This is a genomic window from Saccharothrix sp. NRRL B-16348, assembly GCF_001280085.1.
GTDB lineage: Bacteria > Actinomycetota > Actinomycetes > Mycobacteriales > Pseudonocardiaceae > Actinosynnema.
The window spans coordinates 16,989-35,326 of sequence record NZ_LGED01000248.1 but is presented as its reverse complement, the minus strand read 5'-3'; the positions used below and the strand labels follow the sequence as shown (position 1 = coordinate 35,326).

Annotated in this window: 11 protein-coding genes; 8 read left to right on the top strand and 3 right to left on the bottom strand. The window is 72.7% G+C overall.

What is annotated here, in order from left to right:
• Positions 1 to 62 precede the first annotated feature (62 nt).
• A complete protein-coding gene (locus tag ADK67_RS40600) occupies positions 63 to 1,220 on the top strand; it encodes an acyl-CoA dehydrogenase family protein (RefSeq protein ID WP_053721915.1) in 1,158 nt (385 codons plus the stop codon).
• Positions 1,221 to 1,250: 30 nt separating this feature from the next.
• Here the strand turns inward: ADK67_RS40600 and ADK67_RS40595 are convergent, their stop codons facing one another.
• The gene (locus tag ADK67_RS40595) at positions 1,251 to 4,193 is read right to left on the bottom strand and encodes an ATP-binding protein (RefSeq protein WP_053721914.1); all 2,943 of its coding nucleotides are present in this window, start codon (positions 4,191 to 4,193) and stop codon (positions 1,251 to 1,253) included.
• Between the two features lie 118 nt (positions 4,194 to 4,311).
• Between ADK67_RS40595 and ADK67_RS40590 the strand changes: the two genes are divergently transcribed.
• The 5 genes from ADK67_RS40590 (at position 4,312) to ADK67_RS40570 (ending at position 11,028) form a co-directional block, all read left to right on the top strand.
• Complete coding sequence (locus ADK67_RS40590; protein ID WP_053721913.1) at positions 4,312 to 5,535, top strand: SGNH/GDSL hydrolase family protein; 1,224 nt, start codon at positions 4,312 to 4,314, stop codon at positions 5,533 to 5,535.
• 135 nt (positions 5,536 to 5,670) lie between these two features.
• A complete protein-coding gene (locus tag ADK67_RS40585) occupies positions 5,671 to 6,528 on the top strand; it encodes an NAD(P)H-binding protein (protein ID WP_053721912.1) in 858 nt (285 codons plus the stop codon).
• Between the two features lie 77 nt (positions 6,529 to 6,605).
• Complete coding sequence (locus ADK67_RS40580; protein WP_053721911.1) at positions 6,606 to 7,412, top strand: alpha/beta fold hydrolase; 807 nt, start codon at positions 6,606 to 6,608, stop codon at positions 7,410 to 7,412.
• A 408-nt stretch (positions 7,413 to 7,820) separates the two neighbouring features.
• Positions 7,821 to 9,935, top strand: a complete 2,115-nt coding sequence (locus ADK67_RS40575; protein WP_082404559.1) for a PQQ-dependent sugar dehydrogenase — start codon at positions 7,821 to 7,823, stop codon at positions 9,933 to 9,935.
• 73 nt (positions 9,936 to 10,008) lie between these two features.
• Positions 10,009 to 11,028 (top strand): SMP-30/gluconolactonase/LRE family protein, encoded by a 1,020-nt coding sequence (locus ADK67_RS40570; RefSeq protein WP_053721909.1) that lies wholly within the window; start codon positions 10,009 to 10,011, stop codon positions 11,026 to 11,028.
• Between the two features lie 81 nt (positions 11,029 to 11,109).
• Here the strand turns inward: ADK67_RS40570 and ADK67_RS40565 are convergent, their stop codons facing one another.
• Together ADK67_RS40565 and ADK67_RS40560 are read right to left on the bottom strand one after the other, a co-directional pair.
• The gene (locus ADK67_RS40565; protein WP_053721908.1) at positions 11,110 to 13,182 is read right to left on the bottom strand and encodes a lectin-like domain-containing protein; all 2,073 of its coding nucleotides are present in this window, start codon (positions 13,180 to 13,182) and stop codon (positions 11,110 to 11,112) included.
• A gap of 373 nt (positions 13,183 to 13,555) precedes the next feature.
• A complete protein-coding gene (locus tag ADK67_RS40560; protein ID WP_053721907.1) occupies positions 13,556 to 14,194 on the bottom strand; it encodes a helix-turn-helix transcriptional regulator in 639 nt (212 codons plus the stop codon).
• 93 nt (positions 14,195 to 14,287) lie between these two features.
• Between ADK67_RS40560 and ADK67_RS40555 the strand changes: the two genes are divergently transcribed.
• Positions 14,288 to 15,193, top strand: coding sequence for an oxidoreductase (locus ADK67_RS40555; protein WP_053721906.1), 906 nt, complete (start codon positions 14,288 to 14,290; stop codon positions 15,191 to 15,193).
• A 254-nt stretch (positions 15,194 to 15,447) separates the two neighbouring features.
• The gene (locus tag ADK67_RS40550) at positions 15,448 to 18,330 is read left to right on the top strand and encodes a glycosyl hydrolase family 95 catalytic domain-containing protein (protein WP_053721905.1); all 2,883 of its coding nucleotides are present in this window, start codon (positions 15,448 to 15,450) and stop codon (positions 18,328 to 18,330) included.
• Positions 18,331 to 18,338 lie beyond the last annotated feature (8 nt).

Below are 18,338 nucleotides of genomic sequence, written 5' to 3'. Positions count from 1 at the left end.
TGATCACCGCGCGGTCGTCGCGCACAGTGGCCGACGAGGTGCGAGACCACGCGGGAGGACCCATGACCATGCCGATGCCCGACGACCACCCACTCGGCCCACCCCCGGACGAGCAGTCGTGGGTCCGGGTCGCCACCGAACTGGCCACCGGTTTCGCCGCCACCACCGACGAGTTCGACCGGACCGCGCAACTGCCGGTCGCGAACCTGCGGGCGCTGCACGCCGGCGGTCTCGACCAGGCCACCCTGCCGCGCGAGTGGGGCGGGCAGTCGCTGAGCTACCGCACCGTCGGCGTGGTCCTGCGGGTCCTCAGCGCCGCGGACCCGTCCACCGCCTGCCTGTGGCTCATGCACATCGGCGCCGCCGAGGGCCTGGTGCGCCACTCCACGCCCGACCTGGCCCGGTACTACGCCGACGAGCTCATCGCGGGCCGCCGCTTCGCCAACGCCCTGTCCGAACCGTCGGGCGGGAACCAGTTCCTGTCGCCCCAACAGGTCGCCGAACCCGTCGACGGCGGGTACCGGCTCACCGGCGCGAAGCGGTTCGTGTCCGGCTGCGAGATCGCGGACCACTTCCTCGTCAACGCCCTCGTGGACGGCCAACCCACCCTGTTCGGGCTCGAACCCGACCACACCGTGACGTTCGAACCGCAGGACACCCTGGGACTGCGCGCCACCCGCAGCCACCTGGTCGGGCTCAACGGCACCGTGCTGCGCTCCGACCGGCGCTGCCCGCCGTCCCCGCTGCCCAAGCCCAACCACATCGCCGCGGGCCTGGCCTGGCTCTCGCTCGGCATCGCCGACACCGCGCTGGACACGCTCATCCGGTACGCGCGCAGCCGAACCCTGCCCTCCACCGGCCAACCCCTGGCGGCCGAGCAGCACCTCCAGTTCGACGTCGCCGACGCCGTGCTCCAGCTCGAAGCCGCCGCGCTGGTCGCCCACAACAGCGCCTGGCTCGCCGACCGGGACTCACCCCACTTCCTGCTCTCCGCGATGCGCGCGAAGCCCACGGCCAACCGCGTCGCCCGCGACATCGCGCAACTGTGCCTCCAGGTCGGCGGCGGGTCCGGGTTCGTCGCCACCTCGCCGATCCAGCGGATCTTCCGCGACGCGCAGACCGGGTGGCTGATGGCCCACTCCGTGGAGTTCTGCCTCAACCACATCGGAGCCGCCACCATGCTCGCGCCGCGCGAACAGCCCGACCCCGAACAGGCCTGACCTGAGCGGGCCGCTGCCGAACGGTTCCCGTCACGCGCGGGCGGTCGGGTTCCGGTCGGCGCCGTCGGCCTGGTCGTGGCGGAACAGGCCCGCTCGGTGGGCGATGGCGGCGGCTTCCGTGCGGCGGCCGGCGCCCAGCTTCGTCAGGATCCGGGAGACGTGGACACCCGCCGTGCTGGCGGAGATGAAGAGCGTGGTGGCGATCTGGCTGTTGGTCAGCCCGTCGGCCAGCAGCCGCAGCACGTCGAGTTCGCGGGCGGTCAGGTCGAAGGGCGCCGCGGACGGCGGTGGCGGTGGCTCGGGGGTCAGGTCGATCCGGCCGCGGGCGGCGAGCAGGTCGATCTCGTGGCGGAGGTGGCCGGCGCCGAGGTCGTCGGCGAGCGCCGCGGCCTCCCGCACGGACGCCTCCGCGGCGGTGCGGTCGCCCGTCGACAACGCGGACTCGGCCGCGCCGAACAACGCCTGGGCCAGCTCGTAGGGCTGGGACCGCCCGCGCCACGCCGCCACCGCGGCGGCCCACAGCCGCGGGTCGCCCTCCGCGATCTCGGCGTCGAACGAGGCCCGGTGCGCGGCGCCCACCGGGTCGTCGGCGGCCACCTGCGCCGCCACGTCCCGCAGCTGTCCCGTGCGCCGCTCGACCAGCTCCCGCCGCGACTCGTCACGGCCCGCGGCGTCGAGCAGGGCGCGCCGCACGCCGGCGCCCGCGCGCAGGAGCGTCCACGGGTCGCCGAACGGGCCGAGCAGACCGGGGTCGGCCAAGGCGTCGGCGAGGAGCCGGTCGGCCGCGTCGAGGTCGCGCCGGGCGACGGCGAGCCGGCACCGGAACGCGGCGACGAACACCGGCATCCCCCGCCCGGTCGGGTCGGCGGCGGACCTCGCCGCGACGTCCGCCGCCGCGTCCACCTCGCCCTGGGCCAGGAGGATCTCGCCCAGCAGGGTCATCAGCACGGCGGTCGTCATGGCCGGGGGATCGTCGGCCAGCGCGTCCTCGACGACCACGCGCGCCTCCGCCCACCGGCCGACGAACCAGAGCGCCCTGGCGAGGACGCCGGCGAGGTCCGCGCCGCGCGACCGGGCCTGTCCCACGCGGTGGGCCGTCGCACGTGCCTGCGCCGCGACGACGGCGGCCGAGTCGTAGTCGCCGGCGCCCATGAGGAGGTACGCCTGGCCGAGCAGGGCGGTGAGCGCGTCGTAGTGGTCGGAGGCGGCCTCCGCGATGGTGGCGGCCTCCCGGAAGAGGGCGAGCGCCCGCTCCCGGTCACCGGCCGGCGCCGCGATTCTCGCGGACGCGATCAGCGCGGTGGCGTGGACGACGGGCAGCCCGTGCTCGCGGCCGAGTCCCAGCGCCTCCTCCGCGTACCGTTCGCCCTGGTCGGGGTCGTGCCGTCCGACCGTGACCGCGAGCATGGCGAGCGCCTGACCACGCAGCTCGGGCGGCGCGTCGGCCGGCATGACGCCCAAGGCGGCACGGAGGTCGGCGTCACCGTCGCGGCCGGCACGGCGGTTCAGCAGACCGCGGGTGGCCAGCACTCGGGCGGACCACTCCGGGTCGGTCGCGGGATCGAGCTCGTCCAACGCCCTGGTCGCGAGGGTGATGCCCCGCTCGAAGTCGCCGGTGTGGACGCAGGCGCCGGCGGCGTGGTGCAGCACGACGGCGCGGCGCACACCCAGCCGGGCGGCGGGCTCGGGAACGGCGTCCCAGCGGTCGAGCACCCGGTCGAGCAGCCGGAGCTGCTGTTCGTAGGCGTAGGCGCGGCACGCGTCCGCCGCGGCGCGCCAGGACGCGTCCAGGGTCCGCGCGTGGTCGCCGGCGGCGTTCCAGTGCGCCGCCAGCTCGGTGGCGGCCCGCCCTTCCGGGACCAGCGCCGGGTCGCCGACGATCGCCTCGGCGCAGCGGGCGTGCAGCCTGCGCCGCTCGCCGGGCAGCAGGCCGCCGAGCACCACGTCGCGGAGCAGCCCGTGCCGGAAGGCGTACCCGTCCTCGTGGACGACCAGCAGCCGCCGGTCGACCAGCTCGCGCAGCGCCGGTTCCAGCTCCTCGTCCGGCAGCCCGCAGACCGGCGCGAGCAGTTCGTGCCGGACTTCGTGGCCCACGACCGCCGCCGCGCGCAGCACGGTCCGCCCGGTCTCCGGCAGCCGCGCGGTCGCCGCGGCGAGCAGGTCGCGCAGCCGGGCCGGGGTGGCGTTCGCCGGGTCGGCGGCCAGTGCCTCGACGAACAGCGGGTTACCGTCGCCGCGCTCGTGCACGCGGGTCACGAGCGCGTCGTCGGGCTCGTGGCCGAGCAGCGCGGCGAGCTGCGCGCCGACCTGCGCCCGGTCCAGCGGGGTCAGCTCGAACTGGAGGCCCCTGGGTCGACGGGCGATGTCGACCACCAGCGGGCGCAGGGGGTGTGCCTCGCCGACGTCGCTCGACCGGTAGGTGCCCACCAGCAGCAGCCCGGGCTGCTCCACGTTGCGCACGAGGTAGGCCAGCAGGTCGCGGCTGCCCGGATCCGCCCAGTGCAGGTCTTCCAGCACGACGACCAGCGGCTGCCGCGCCGCGGCGCCCTCCAGCAGCGTCAGCACCTCGTCGAACAGCCGCGACCGGCCCTGGAACGGGTCCTGGTCGACCGCGGGCGCGCCGAGTTCGGGCAGCCACCGGGCGAGGCTCAGCCCGCCCGCGGGCAGCAGGTCCCGGATCAGGTCGCCGCCGAGTTCGCGGCGCAGGCGTCGCACGACCGCGGTGAACGGCGCGAACGGCAGGCTGTCCGCGCCCAGCTCCAGGCACTCGCCGCGCACGTTCCGGGCGGCCGTGCCGAGCCGGGCGGTGAACTCGCCGACGAGCCGGGACTTGCCGATGCCCGCCTCGCCCTCCACGACGGCGACGGCCGCACCCTCGGCGACGGCCACCTCGTAGACCTCGGCCAACGCGGCCAGCTCGGCCTCGCGACCGACGAGGACCGGACTGACTCCACGCACGTTCACTGACGCCATGGTGCCATCACCGGCGCCGGCGTAAAGAGTCGGAGGCGGGGTCGTAAAGAGTCGGACCGGCCGATGAGGACAGTTCTCCCGATGTGACCGAGGGGGTGCGCGGACGAGATTTGTCGGCATGGGAACCAAGGGTTTGAGCCTCCTCCTCGCAGCCACCGGCGTCGTCGGCGCCCTGATCGCACCAGCCACCTCCGCGGCGCCCGCCCACACCGGCCACCGGTGGACCGGCGCCTGGACCACCTCGGTGCAGCGCCCGATGGGCGCGACCTGGCAGGGCGACAACTGGTCGCTCGACGGGTTCGCCGGCGAGTCGGTCCGCCAGGTCGTGCGGATCAGCGGCGGCGGCACGCAGCTGCGCATCCGGTTGTCGAACCGCTACGGAACGTCGCCGCTGCGCCTGGCGGGCGCGACCGTCGCCAAGGCGGGTGACGGCGCGTCGATCCGGCCGCACACCGCCCGTCCGCTGCGGTTCGACCGCTCGCAGTCCACGGTGATCCCGGCCGGGGCGGACGCGGTCAGCGACGCCACGCTGCTGCCCACGTCCGCGCTGGACCGGTTGACCGTCACGCTGTACTTCGCCGCGCCCACCGGACCGGCCACCTTCCACGAGGCGGCGACGGCGACGACGTACCGCACGAAGGGCGACCACCGGTTCGACGCCGACGGCGGGGCGTTCACCGCCGAGAGCCACTCCTGGTACTACCTGTCCGGCGTGGACGTCGCGGCCGGCCCGGTCCGCTCCGCGGTGGTCGCGTTCGGCGACTCGATCACCGACGGCGTCAGCGCCACGAAGGACGCCGACCACCGCTACCCCGACCAGCTGGCCGAACGGCTGGTCGCGTCCCGCAGGCCGCTGGCCGTGCTCAACGCGGGGATCGCGGGCAACCAGGTGCTCGGCGACTCCGACTGCTGCGGTGACAGCGCGCTCGCCCGGTTCCACCGCGACGTCCTCGACCAGCCGGGTGTGCGCAGCGTCATCGTGACCCAGGCGCTCAACGACATCGGCTTCAACCCCGAGGTCACCGGCGCCCGGTTGATCGACGCGCACCGGAAGCTGATCCGCGCGGCCCACGACCGCGGCATCCGGATCATCGGCGGCACCGTCACGCCGATGAAGGGCTCGATGCTGGACAGCCCGCGCGGCGAACAGGTCCGCGGCGAGGTCAACCACTGGATCCGCACCAGCGGCGAGTACGACGCGGTGGTCGACTTCGACGCGGTGCTGGCCGACCCGGCCGACCCGGCCGCCCTCCGCGCGGAGTTCGACGCCGGCGACAGGCTGCACCCGAACGACGCCGGGTTGCGGGCGATGGCCGACGCGATCGACCTCTCCACCCTCTGACCGACCACGAGTCGACGCCGGGCGCGACGCGTCCAGGCGACAGCCGTCGCGCCCGGCGTCCCACCCCGACCGGTCCCAGCCCGACCGGTCCAAGACAGAACCCAGCAGTCCGTTTCGCACCCGAGGAGAACCACCATGATCCTGGTCACCGCCGCCACCGCCCCCGTCGGCCGCGAGATCGTCACGCAGCTGACCGCCGCCGGCCGCCCGGTGCGGGCACTGACCCGCGACCCGGAGAACACCGGCCTCCCGGCAGGCACCGACATCGTCGCCGGCGACCTGGCCGACCCCGAGACCCTGGCGACCGCGCTGCGCGGGGTGTCCGCGGTGTTCCTGCTGGCCGTCGTGCCGGGGTTCGCGCCGGCGTTCCTGGCCGCCGCCCGGGAGGCCGGTGTGCGGCGCGTCGTCTTCCAGTCCTCGGGCTCGGTGGACGACACCGCGGCCGAGCAGCCCCACGCCGTCGCCGCCTTCCACCACGACATCGAGCAGCAGCTCCGCGACTCCGGGCTGGAGTGGACGATCCTGCGCCTGGAGCTGTCCGCGGCCAACGCCCTCCAGTGGGCGTTCGACGTGCCGGGGCAGGTGAAGGCCGGTGACGTGGTCCGGGGACCGCACGCGCGGGCCGCCGGCGCGCCGATCCACCCGGCCGACTTCGCGGCCATCGCGGTCGAGGCGCTCACCGACGACGCGCACGCCGGCCGGACCTACCCCGTCACCGGGCCGCAGTCCCTCACCCACGCGGAGCAGGTCGCGCTGCTGGGTGAAGCGCTCGGGCGACCGCTGCGGTACGAGGAGCTGTCGGTGGAGGAGGCCCGGCAGGCGATGGGCCCGCACGCGCCGGCGGACGTCCTGCTCGACGACTGGGCACGCCACCTCGACCGCCCGGCGCCGGTCACCGACACCATCGAGAAGATCACCGGTCGGCCGGGGCGGACCTACGCGCAGTGGGCCGCGGACTACCGCGGCGACTTCATCGGGGACGAACGATCGTGAGCGCGTAGGCGACGTATCGTTCGACGCCACCGGACCCGTCCGCTCACCACGCCGAGGACTTCCCGCGGAGGCAGCTCATGGTCGACTCCACCACCGCCGGTACGCCGCGGACCTCCGCTCTCGTGGTCGACGACGGCGCCGAGATCGCCTACCACTGCTGGGGACCGGACGCCGGCGTCGACCCGCACCCCGTCCCGGTGGTGCTGCAGCACGGTTTCACGGCCGACACCATGGTCGAGTGGGCCGTTCACGGCACGGTGGCGGCGCTCACCGCGACGGGGCGCAGCGTCGTCGGCGTCGACGCACGCGGTCACGGCCGGTCCGGGAAGTCGCCCGACCCCGCGCGCTACGGCGAGCCGCGCATGGCCCGCGACCTGCGGGCGGTCATCGCCGCGCTCGACGTCCCCGCCGTCGACCTCGTCGGGTACTCGATGGGCGCCGTCATCGCCCTGCTCACGGCGGTCGAGGAGCCCGGCGTGCGGAACCTGGTCGTCGGCGGGGTCGGCGCGGGGGTGGTCGAGGTGGGTGGCGTCGACACGCGCGTGCTGCCCAACGACGTCCTGGCCGAAGCGCTCCTCGCCGACGACCCGGGCGCCCTGCCGCCCGCGGTCGCCGGCCTGCGCGCGTCCGCCGAGGTGGTGGGCGCCGACCTGCCCTCCCTGGCCGCGCAGGCCCGCGCCGCGCACCAGGACGGCGTCGACCTCGCCGCCATCACCGCCCGGACGCTGGTGATCGCCGGCGACGACGACCCGCTCGCCCAACGCCCCCACGTCCTCGCCGAGGCCATCACCGGCGCCCGGCTCCGCGTGGTGGCGGGCGACCACGGCACCGCGGTCGGCAGCCCCGATTTCCGGGCGGCCGTGGTCGACTTCCTGAGCGGCTGACGTCTCGATTGGGCTGCCGCGCGGCAGCCCAATCAGAAAGCGGACCGCTGTTAGCGCTAACTACCGTGGAGTACGCGTGCCGATGGTCTTGTCGGCGGCAAACGCGTTGCGCTACGGTGCTTTTGGGAGCGCTCCCAATAGCGCTGGCCCGGCACCTGGCGACAGCCACCACGCACCCTGCTCGCAAGGAGGCGAAGCATGGCTCTACGTGTGCACAAGACTTCCAGGTCGCTCGCGTCCCACCGCAGACCCGGCTCGGTCTCCTCCGCGACCGCCGATCGGCGCATTTAGGAACTCCCCGCCCGACCACTTCGGTGCAGGTCGACCGCCATCGACGCAGCATTGTTCCGCCTCAAGCTTGTTAGCGATAACAAGGCGATTCGCCTTGCATTCCGTGAGAGGAACACCATGCGAGATTCCCTTGCGACCAGGCAGGGTGCGGTCCCCCGCTCGCGCCGTAGAGCGGTGTGGGTGGTGGCGCTGTCGGTGCTCGGTGTGGTGCTGCCGGTGCCCGTCGCCTCGGCCGCCACGGTGGACACCACCGCGTCGTACGTGCTGGTCAACCGCAACAGCGGCAAGGCGCTGGAGGTGTACGGGCACTCCACCGCCGACGGCGCCCGGATCTCCCAGCGCACCCGCGACAACGGCGCCTGGCAGCAGTGGCAGTTCGTCGACTCCGGCGGCGGCTACTACCGCGTCAAGTCGAAGCACAGCAACAAAGTCCTGACCTTCCTGTCCACCGCCGACCGCGCCGGGCTCGTGCAGAGCACCGACACCGATCGCACCGGCCAGCAGTTCCGGCTGGCCGACTCCGCGGGCGGCTACGTGCGCCTGCTCAACCGGGCCAGCACCAAGGCCGTGAGCGTGCTGGACTCCTCCACCGCGGACGGCGCCCGGGTCGGGCAGCTGACCGACCGGGGCGGCACCCACCAGCAGTGGCAGCTGCTCAGGCTCACCACGGACACCACGCCACCGACGGTGCCGGCCAACCCGCGCACCTCGAACCTCACGTGCACCGGGGTGACGTTCTCGTGGTCGGCGTCCACGGACGACGTCGCGGTGGCGTTCTACGACATCTACCACGACGGGCAGCTCATGACCTCGGTGCCGGGCACGGCGCTGTCGGCGAACCTGACCGTCGCGCCGGGCGCCACCTGGGGCCTGTACGTCAACGCCCGCGACGCCGCGGGCAACGTCTCCCAGGCCAGCTCCACGGTCACCATCACGGTGCCGCAGTGCCAGGCCGACACCGAGGCGCCCACCACCCCCACCGACGTGACGGCGACCGCGTCGGGCAACACGGTCACGGTGCGCTGGTCGCCGGCCACCGACAACGTCGGCGTCACCGGCTACGAGGTCCTGCGCGACGGCGCCGTGGTCGGCTCGACCAGCGGCGCGGCCACGACCTCGTTCACCGACAGCGGCCTGGCCCTCGAAACCCGCTACCAGTACCAGGTGCGGGCGCGCGACGCGCAGGCCAACCGCTCGGCACCCAGCACGGCGGTCGCGGTCACCACGGGCAGTTCGTGCGCCACGGCGCTGTGCTCGGTCACCAAGGTCACCACCGAGACGGACCTGCCCTGGGGCCTGACGACGCTGCCCGACGGGCAGGTGCTCTTCGGCCGCCGCGACGCCTTCGAGATCGTCCGCCTCGACCCCGCGACCGGCGCGAAGACCGTCGTCGGGCGCGTGCCGGACGCGGCGGGGACCGACGGCGAGGGCGGGGTCCTCGGCATCGCCGTGGCCACGGACTTCACCGCCGACCCGTGGTTGTACGTCATGCACACCACCACGACCGACAACCGCGTGGTGCGCATCCGCTACACCGGCGGCGCGCTCACCGGCAGCCCTCAGGTGCTGCTCACCGGCATCCCGCGCAACAAGTACCACAACGGCGGCCGACTGCGGTTCGGTCCGGACGGCAAGCTCTACATCGCCACCGGCGACGGCCAGAACAGCGCCTGGGCCCAGGACCGGGAGAACCTCGCCGGCAAGGTGCTGCGCATCAACCGCGACGGCACCGTCCCGACGGACAACCCGTTCGGCAGTCCGGTCTGGAGCTACGGCCACCGCAACCCGCAGGGCCTGGCCTTCGACTCCCAGGGCCGGCTGTGGGAGCAGGAGTTCGGCAACTCCGTCATGGACGAGACGAACCTGATCGTGCGCGGCGGCAACTACGGCTGGCCCAGCTGCGAGGGCACGACCGGCAGCTGCGCCGAACCCGGCTTCGTCGCGCCCAAGCGCACCTACCCCGTCGCCGAGGCCTCGTGCAGCGGCATCGCGGTGGTCGGCGACGCCCTCTACATCGCCTGCCTGCGCGGGGCTCGGCTGTACCGGGCCGAGATCTCCGGTGACAGCCTGACCAACGTCCAGCAGTACCTCACCGGCACGTACGGGCGCCTGCGCACGGTGGAGCCGTCGGCCGACGGCGGCCTGTGGCTGACCACCAGCACGCGTGGCGACAAGGACAGCATCGTCAACAACAGCAACGAAAGCATCCTCAAAGTCCAACTCGGACGGTGAACCGGCCGCCGGGGTCGGGGCGATCGTCCCGACCCCGGCGGCACGGCTTCCCCGCTCACGAAAAGGAGTCTCCATGACTCACCGCAGGACACCGCGCCACCGTCGCACGCGGACGCTCACGGCGGTGGCGATCGCCATCGCGGGCGCCGTGGCACCTTCGGCGCCCGGTGCTTTCGCCGACGCCGCAATGGCATCACCGTGCACACCGGGAGCGACGTACGGCCCACCGCTGCCGACCCCGCAGGTGACGTCCCAGCTCATCCGGGGAGGGTTCAACTTCCTCGAAGGTCCGACGTGGGACCAGCGGACGGGCACCTTGCTGCTGTCGAACATGCAGAACCCCACCGGTCCGCAGGGCGTGCAACCGTCGTCGGTGCTGCGGTTCACGCCACCGTCCACCTTCGAGACGTTCATCGCCGACTCCGGCAGCAACGGCCTCGCGATCACGTCCGACGGCTCGCGGTTGCTCGCCGCCACGCACGACAACCGCACGCTCTCGTCCTACAGCCTGACCGACCGCAGCCGCACCACCGTCGCGCCGAACTACCTCGGCCGCGCGTTCAACTCCCCCAACGACCTGACCACCCGCTCGGACGGCACCACCTACTTCACCGACCCGAACTACCAGCGCGGCAACCGCGCCGACGAGCAAGGCGGCCGAACCGGCGTCTTCCGCGTCCGCGACGGCGTGGTCAGCCTCGTCGACAACACGCTGGCGCAGCCCAACGGCATCGTCCTGTCACCCGACGGCACCACCCTCTACGTGGGTGCGACCGGCAGCAACGCGATCGTGAAGTACACCGTCTTCCCGGACGGCAGCACGGGCAACCGCACGACGTTCGCGAGCATCCGGACGCCCGACGGCGGGACCATCGACTGCGCGGGGAACCTGTACTGGGCCTCGTTCAACGAAGGACTCGTCCACGTCTTCTCCCCGTCGGGCGCGTGGCTCGGCACCATCTCGGCCGGCCGCAACAGCACCAACGTGGCGTTCGGCGGACCGGACGGGCAGACGCTGTACATCACCTCCGGTGTCTCCGGCGGGTTCGGCCTCTACCAGGCACGCCTCAACGTGCCCGGTAACCCGTACTGAGCCGAAGGCCCACCGCTTAGCGCACGTCAGCAGCCGGGCAGACCCGTGGTCGCAGGGCCTGCCCGGGCGGCGTCGCGCCGACTACCTGTTGCACTTGGCGGGTTCGTCCTTGGCGAAGACGGTGGCGTGCAGCTTGAGCGGGCCGGCGTCGCCGATCCTGGCCTCGCCGTCGTCGTGGCGGCCCACGTCGGCGTCGGCGTCGGCGGTGAGTCCGAGGACGTAGGTCAGGTAAAGACCCTTGGACGCCATGAGCTTGGGCATCCCGGTGATCGCCAGGGTCTTGCCGCCGTCGGTGATCCGGTGCTTGATGTCGCCCTGGCTGCCTTGGCTCTGCTTGCCGCCGCTGTAGTAGGAGTAGGAGATGTACCCGTTCCACTTGAACCCGGTGGGCGTGCGGAACTGCTGGTCGAGGGTGCTCAGGTCCTGCTGCCCGTCCTGCTCGAAGCCGACGGTGACTGCCATGAAGCCGCTCTCGCCCTGCTTGGTCTCCAGCATCGCGGGCTGGAGCACCGGCAGCTTGCGGTCCCCGTTGGTGAACGACTGCGCCTCGTCGGCGCCCTGCACGGTGGCGGTCAGGCGCAGCGGTGCGGAGTCGGCCACCACGGCCTTGCCGTCGGTGCGGCGGCCGGGTGCGGCTTCGGGCCTCGCCTTGATCCCGAGGGCGTAGGCGAGCACGTAGCCCTCCGCGGACCTGAGGTCCTGGAGCCCGGTCAGCCGCAGCCGCTTGTCGTCGTTCTCCAGGGTGGGGTCCAGCGAAGTGTCCCCGGTGCCCACGGTCTGCCCGTTGGCGTTGTAGTAGGTGAAGGTGATCGTGCCGGTCCACTCGAAGCCGGTGGGCGCGTCGAACACCAGCTCGGCGGCGGCCAGGTCGATGGCGTTGTTGTCGGGGTTGGCCACGCTGATGGCGATGTGCCCCTGCTCGCCCGGCTTGACCGACACCGCGCCCTGCTGGCACACCTTCAGGTTGTCCAACGGGATGTGGGCGGTCAGTCGGGTGGTGTGCGAGTCGGTCCTGTCCTTGGCGGTGTTGCGGTGCTCGTGCGAGCCGATGGTCGCGGTGCAGGTGACCTGACCGGTGGCGTCGCGCTCGGTGGTGCCGGTGACGGTGATCGTGGCGCTGCCGCCGACCGGCAGGTCCAGCCGCTGGGTGAAGTTCTCCCCGTGGGCGTTCCCGTCGCCCGCCTGCGCCCCGCCGTCCGTGCCGGTGACGGCGACGGTGACGTTGGACAGCCCGGGTACGAGGGCGCCGGTGATCTCGGCGCCGGGCACGTCGTTGGGGCCGTCGTTGCGCACGGTGACCGTGTAGGTGATCTCGCTGCCCGCGGGCGCCTCGTCAGGGCCCTCCACCTGCAGCGGCATCTCGGCGGGCAGCGCGATGACCAGGTTGCGCAGGCGCTGCAACATGGTCTCGGCCCCGGTGCTGGCGGACAGGCCGAGCTTGAACGTCCCGGGCATGGCGTCCTGCCCCTGGGCGAGTTTCAGGTCGACGCCGTCGAGCACGGTGGTGGTCCGGCCGCCGCGGGTCAGGTGCACGGTGACCACGGCGTTGACGATGACGACCTGCACGTGCGCCTGGTCGTCCCAGGTCGCCTTCAGGCCGCCGGGTGCGTCGACGCCCACGACGTACTGGAAGCCGGCGCGCTTGTCCCCGGATCCGCGCAGCGCGACCTTGTTCGGCTGCCGGGTCTTGCCGCCGGTGGTGGGTCCGGCCAGCGCGGTGGAGAAGTTGCCCCAGGCGTCGAAGCCGACGCCGAGGTACCCCTTGGTCACGCCCTCGGCGACGATCTTGGAGCCGTCGGTGACGAAGGAGTAGCCCAGGGCCGCGCCGCGACCGCCGACGCCGGTGTCGTGGGCGCCGTCGATGAGGTAGACGGCGAAGCCGTCGGCGTTGCCGCCGGCGGCGTAGTAGTCGAACTCGATGGAGACGCCGGAATGGGACGGGAACGGCGTGTTGAGCAACGCCGTTCCCGCCTTGTAGTTCGCGTTCGGTGTCAGCTGCAGGCCGTGGTCGCCGGTCAGGGTGGCGTCGCCGTGCAGCGTCCAGTCGTGTTGGAGGCTCTTGGCATCGGTGACCCGGAAGGTCTCCTCGATCGGGAAGACCCCCGGGGAGGACTTCGGTGCGGGGCTCGCCGCGGTGGGCTGCGTTGTCGTCATCGTGTTGTCGCCTTCGGTGTCGTCTTCGGTGTCGTCTTCGCTGTCCGGGCCGGGTGGTCCGGGGTCCCTGTGGTCGGCTCGTCGCCCTCGGGGGGCGGAGCCGGCAGGTGGGGACCGACGAGTTCGAACAGGCCGAGCACGACGTCTTCTCGTGGAAGGACCACGGCGCTTGCGCGCCAGAAACGCTACTCGACGTAATAAATTGACTACAAGAAGTAGCACTCGAATCGGTGACGACCGCCGGACCAGCGCGGGTCGCCTGCCCGCGGCGGCAGCCTCGACGAGTGCCACCACGCCACCGGACCCGGCCGAACGGCGGGTCCGGCCGGCACAGGATCAGGCCGCGCGAACGAGGTGCTCGGCGCGCACCGGGTCAGATCAGGCCCAGGTCGCGGGCTCTCGCCCCGGCCTGGAAGCGGGATTCGGCGCCCAGGGCGGTCATCAGCTCCGCCACCCGGCGTCGGTAGGTCCGCACGCCCAGGCCGAGCGTGCGGGCCGCCGTCTCGTCCTTGCAGCCCGACGCCAGCAGCTCCAGCACCCGCGGCGCGAGCGCGCGCAGCTCCGCGTGCTGGGCGTCGTACACCGCCAGGTCGGTCGCCGAGCGCCAGGCGGCGTCGAACAGCGACGCCACGTTCTGCACCACGGTCGGCTCCGTCACCACGCCGTAGTCGCGGCGGCCGTCCACCAGGTCACCCGCCAGGATCGCGAAGCGGCGGTCGATGATGATCGTCTCGTTGATGTCGTCCGGGGTGATCCGCACGGCCGCGCCCTGCGCCGAGACCCACCGCACGTGCTGCGCCGTCGACGGGTTCAGCAGCACCCCGGGCCGGAACAGCTTGCGCAGCCTCGGCGTCGACACCTGCCGGGCGTCACGGGGGTGCCGGTGCGTCGCCGCCCACGTGTTCAGGTCGCGCGCGGCGCACGTGATCTCGCTCGCCGTCGCGAACAGGTGGGCCGTCCGGCCGAAGAGCTCCTCCTCGCCGCGGAGCACGGTCACGTGATCGACGCTCATGCCACCAGTCTCCCAGGACGCGACTCCGCCGCCGGCATCGGCAACAAGTTGCCATTCCCGGCGGCGGGCACGCGAGGAACCCAAGCTGGAGCCATGAGCACAACGATCAACGCGAACGCCGCCGGCACCTGGGAACTGGGCGACCGGACGGTCAACCGCCTCGGCTTCGGTGCCATGCGGCTGCTGAACAACGCCGACGGCGGCCCCAGCGACCGCGGGCGTGCCGTCGAGGTCCTGCGGACGGCGGTCGAACTGGGGGTCAACCACATCGACACCGCGGCCTTCTACTTCTCGGCGCTGCGCTCCGCCAACGAGCTGATCAACACCGCCCTCGCGCCGTACCCGGACGACCTGGTCATCACGACCAAGGTCGGCCCCGGCCGCGACCCGTCCGGCGACTGGGTCCACGCGGACGACGAGAAGGAACTCCGCGGCCAGGTCGAGGAGAACATCCGCCAGCTCGGCCTCGACCACCTCGACGTCGTGAACCTCCGCATCGGCAGCGGGCTCGACCGGGGCGAAGGCTCCCTGAAGGAGCGGTTCGAGGCGCTGGCCGAACTCCAACGGGAAGGGTTCATCCGGCACCTCGGCATCTCGAACGTGGGCGTCGAGCACCTGGAGGAGGCCCTGGCGATCGCGCCCGTGGTGTGCGTCCAGAACCAGTACGGGCTCGTCACGCGCCGCGAGGACGACGCGCTCATCGAGCTGTGCGCGAAGCACGGCGTGGCGTTCGTCCCGTTCTTCGCCATCGGCGGCGCGATCCCCGGCGCGTCGCCGTTCGGGCCGGCCGACCGGACCGGCGAGGACGTGGTCGCCGAGGTCGCGAAGGCCCACGGCGCCACCGCCGCCCAGGTCCGCCTGGCCTGGACCCTGCACAAGGCGCCGAACGTCCTCGCCATCCCCGGCACCGGCGATCCGGCGCACCTGCGGGAGAACGTGGCGGCGGCCGGGTTGCGGCTGACCGACGAGGACATGACCCGCCTGGAGGCCATCGGGTGAACCACGGCGGGGAGCGCCGCCGGGCCAAGACATCCCATCACTTCGGATGGCGCTGGCCGAAGACTTCGTGATCGGTGACCGGGAAAAGGCTGAACAGCGGGACTTGTAGGGCCATTCGGCCGCACGGTATGGACAGGCGCCGGGCGGCAACCTATAAATTCATCCCATGTCACCCGCCGGTCGTCACAGCGCGGTCATCACGCCGACACCGGAGTAGCGGCCACTTCCCCTCACCGGACGAAGGAGTTTGCGTGATGGACGTCCCAGTGGACCGACGGCGCTTCCTCGCCCTCACCGCGTTGACGACGGGAGCCGCCATGCTCCCCGGCGGCCAGGCCAAGGCCGCCGTGCCCCCGCAGGTCACCCTGCCCGAGCGCGGCATCTACGACACCGGTCACGCGACGTCCTGGACCCACGGCTTCCTCACCGGGAACGGCGAGTACGGCGCGCTGCTGCACGGCGCGCCCGCGCTGGAGAAGGTGATCTTCAACTACCACCGGCTGGTGCTGCCGAACGGCACCCGCTCCCTCACCCCGCCGGTGACCGCCGGACGGCTGGCGGCGGCGCGGGACAAGGCCCTCGCCGGCGACTACGCCGGGGCGAACCGGGACTTCGCGGCCGGGTGGTCGCTGCGGTGGACGCAGACCTACCACCCGGCCTACGAGCTGCGGATCTCCACCCCCGGCATGACCACGGTCGACGACTACGCCCGCATCACCGACTTCCGCACCGGCGAGGTCACCTCCACCTGGACCGACACCTACGGCGCCTGGACGCGTCGCGCGTTCGTCTCCCGGCCGGACCGGGTGATCGTCCATGAGCTGCTGCCGGCGACCGGCCGGACCGTGGACGCCACGCTCGGCGTCCACACCGCGTTGGACGGGCTGCCCGCCGGCCTGGGCTACACCACCCTGGCCACGGTCAGCGGCGGCTCGGGCTACCTGAACCTGCGCGGCACGTACCCGGCGGGCCAGGGGGCCTTCGGGTACGAGGGCGTCACGCGGGTGGTCGCGACCGGCGGCACGGTCAGCGCGAACGGGTCGACCGTCGTCGTGGCCGGGGCGACCCGACTGCTGCTGCTCACCAGGCTGGACCGGTACGAGTCGCCGACCGCGTGGGACTCCCGGCCGTTGCACGCCCAACTGGCGGCGCTCGGCGCCGACTACGCCGCGCTGCGCTCCCGGCACGCCGCCGTCCACACCGAGCTGTACGACCGGTCGCGCCTGGACCTGAACGTGTCGGCGGCCGACCGGCGGCTGTCCACCAGGGAGCTGATCGCCCGCCAGAACGCCGACCGGAACGTCATCGACCTCGCCCTGCTGGAACGCCTCTACGACTCGGGCCGGTACTTGTTCATCAGCTCCAGCGGCATCCTGCCGCCGCGGCTGACCGGCATCTGGACCGGCACGTGGTCGGGCGCGTGGGCCGACGACTTCACCACCGACGCCAACGTCAACCTCCAGGTCGCCGGCGGCAACATCCTCGACACGACCGAGGCCATGCAGGGGTACTTCAACCTCGTCCTGGGCCAGCTGGGCCACTGGCGCACCAACGCGCGCAACCTCTACGGGGTCCGCGGTTTCCTCGCGCCGTCCCGCACCGACGGCGAGTACGGCCACATGCTGCACTTCGACCCGGGGTTCCCCGGCCAGACGTGGACCGGCGGCGCGGACTGGCTGCTCTACCCGTTGATCGAGTACTACGAGGTCACCGGCGACCACGCGTTCCTGCGGGACAAGCTCGCACCCGCGCTGATGGAGCTGGCGCTGTTCTACGAGGACTTCCTGACCCGGACGGACTCGAACGGCAAGGTCGTGTTCGTGCCGTCGTTCTCGATGGAGAACAGCCCCGGCAACACCGGCGTCCTCCTTTCGATCAACGCGACCGGCGACGTCATGGCGGGCAGGCACGCCCTCCAGGCGGCGATCTCCGCGGCCAACACCCTCGGTGTCGAGCAGGGCGCCGGCCAGGGCGTCGCCCGCTGGACCGCGCTGCTGGCCAAGCTCCCCGAGTACCGGATCAACGGCGACAACGCGCTCGCCGAGTGGTCCTGGCCGAGCCTGACCGACCGGTACGACCACCGGCACGTCCACCACCTCTACGGCGCCTGGCCGCTGCACGAGATCAACCCCGAGGAGAAGCCCGCGCTCGTCCGCCCGGCGCTGCGCGCGCTGGAACTGCGCGGCGACCAGAACATCTCCGCGCACGGCAGCCTGCACCGCGCGCTGGCGGGCGCACGGCTGAAGGACGGCGGCAAGGTCTACGACAACCTGCGCAAGATCATCGGCAACAACATGGTCTTCCAGTCGCTGATGACCTCGCACAACCCCGACCTGGACATCTACAACGCCGACGCCGCCAACGCGATCCCCGGCGTGCTGGCCGAAGCGCTGGTCTACTCACGGCCGGGGGTGCTGGAGATCCTCCCGGCGCTGCCCGCGCAACTGGCCAAGGGCACGATCACCGGCGTGCGGGCGCGCGGCCGGATCCACGTCCACACGTTCAGCTGGGACCTAGCCTCCCGCACGGCCACGTTGTCGATCACCTCGGCCGTCGACCAGGACGTGACGCTGATCAGCCGGCCGGGGATGGCGGCGCTGACCACCTCGGCGACCGTGGCCCCGTCGCCCCTGGGCGGCCACGCCCGGAAGGTCACGCTGGCCGCCGGGCGGCGCACGGACGTCACCGTGTCCCTGCCTGCCGCGTCGCTGCCCACCGGCTGGTGCCGGCTGGTCAACCGGGTCAGCGGCAAGGCACTGGACGTCAACGGCGCGAGCACCGCCGACGGCGCCAAGATCATCCAGTGGACCTCGTCCGGCAGCCTCAACCAGCAGTGGCAGTTCGCCCCGAACGCCGCCGGCTCGTTCCGGCTCGTGGCCCGGCACAGCGGGCGCCTGCTCACCAGCCCGGGCGGGTCGGGTCAGGGCGTCCAGCTCGACCAGTGGCAGGACACGAGCAGCGACAACCAGTGGTGGCGGCTCGTCGACGCGGGCAACGGCCACCACCGCGTCGTCAACGTGCGCACCGGCCTGTGCGTGGACGTGGAGGGCGGTTCGACGGCCGACGGCGCCCGTGTCGTCCAGTGGCCCGCCAACGGTGGCGCCAACCAGGAGTGGCGGATCGTCGCCGCGGGGTGACGGCCGGG

Coding starts and splice junctions, on each gene's coding strand:
- ADK67_RS40570 (WP_053721909.1), top strand. CDS start 10,009: ATGACTCACCGCAGGACACCGCGCCACCGTCGCACGCGGACGCTCACG.
- ADK67_RS40595 (WP_053721914.1), bottom strand. CDS start 4,193: ATGGCGTCAGTGAACGTGCGTGGAGTCAGTCCGGTCCTCGTCGGTCGC.
- ADK67_RS40565 (WP_053721908.1), bottom strand. CDS start 13,182: ATGACGACAACGCAGCCCACCGCGGCGAGCCCCGCACCGAAGTCCTCC.
- ADK67_RS40600 (WP_053721915.1), top strand. CDS start 63: ATGACCATGCCGATGCCCGACGACCACCCACTCGGCCCACCCCCGGAC.
- ADK67_RS40550 (WP_053721905.1), top strand. CDS start 15,448: ATGGACGTCCCAGTGGACCGACGGCGCTTCCTCGCCCTCACCGCGTTG.
- ADK67_RS40555 (WP_053721906.1), top strand. CDS start 14,288: ATGAGCACAACGATCAACGCGAACGCCGCCGGCACCTGGGAACTGGGC.
- ADK67_RS40575 (WP_082404559.1), top strand. CDS start 7,821: ATGCGAGATTCCCTTGCGACCAGGCAGGGTGCGGTCCCCCGCTCGCGC.
- ADK67_RS40580 (WP_053721911.1), top strand. CDS start 6,606: ATGGTCGACTCCACCACCGCCGGTACGCCGCGGACCTCCGCTCTCGTG.
- ADK67_RS40560 (WP_053721907.1), bottom strand. CDS start 14,194: ATGAGCGTCGATCACGTGACCGTGCTCCGCGGCGAGGAGGAGCTCTTC.
- ADK67_RS40585 (WP_053721912.1), top strand. CDS start 5,671: ATGATCCTGGTCACCGCCGCCACCGCCCCCGTCGGCCGCGAGATCGTC.
- ADK67_RS40590 (WP_053721913.1), top strand. CDS start 4,312: ATGGGAACCAAGGGTTTGAGCCTCCTCCTCGCAGCCACCGGCGTCGTC.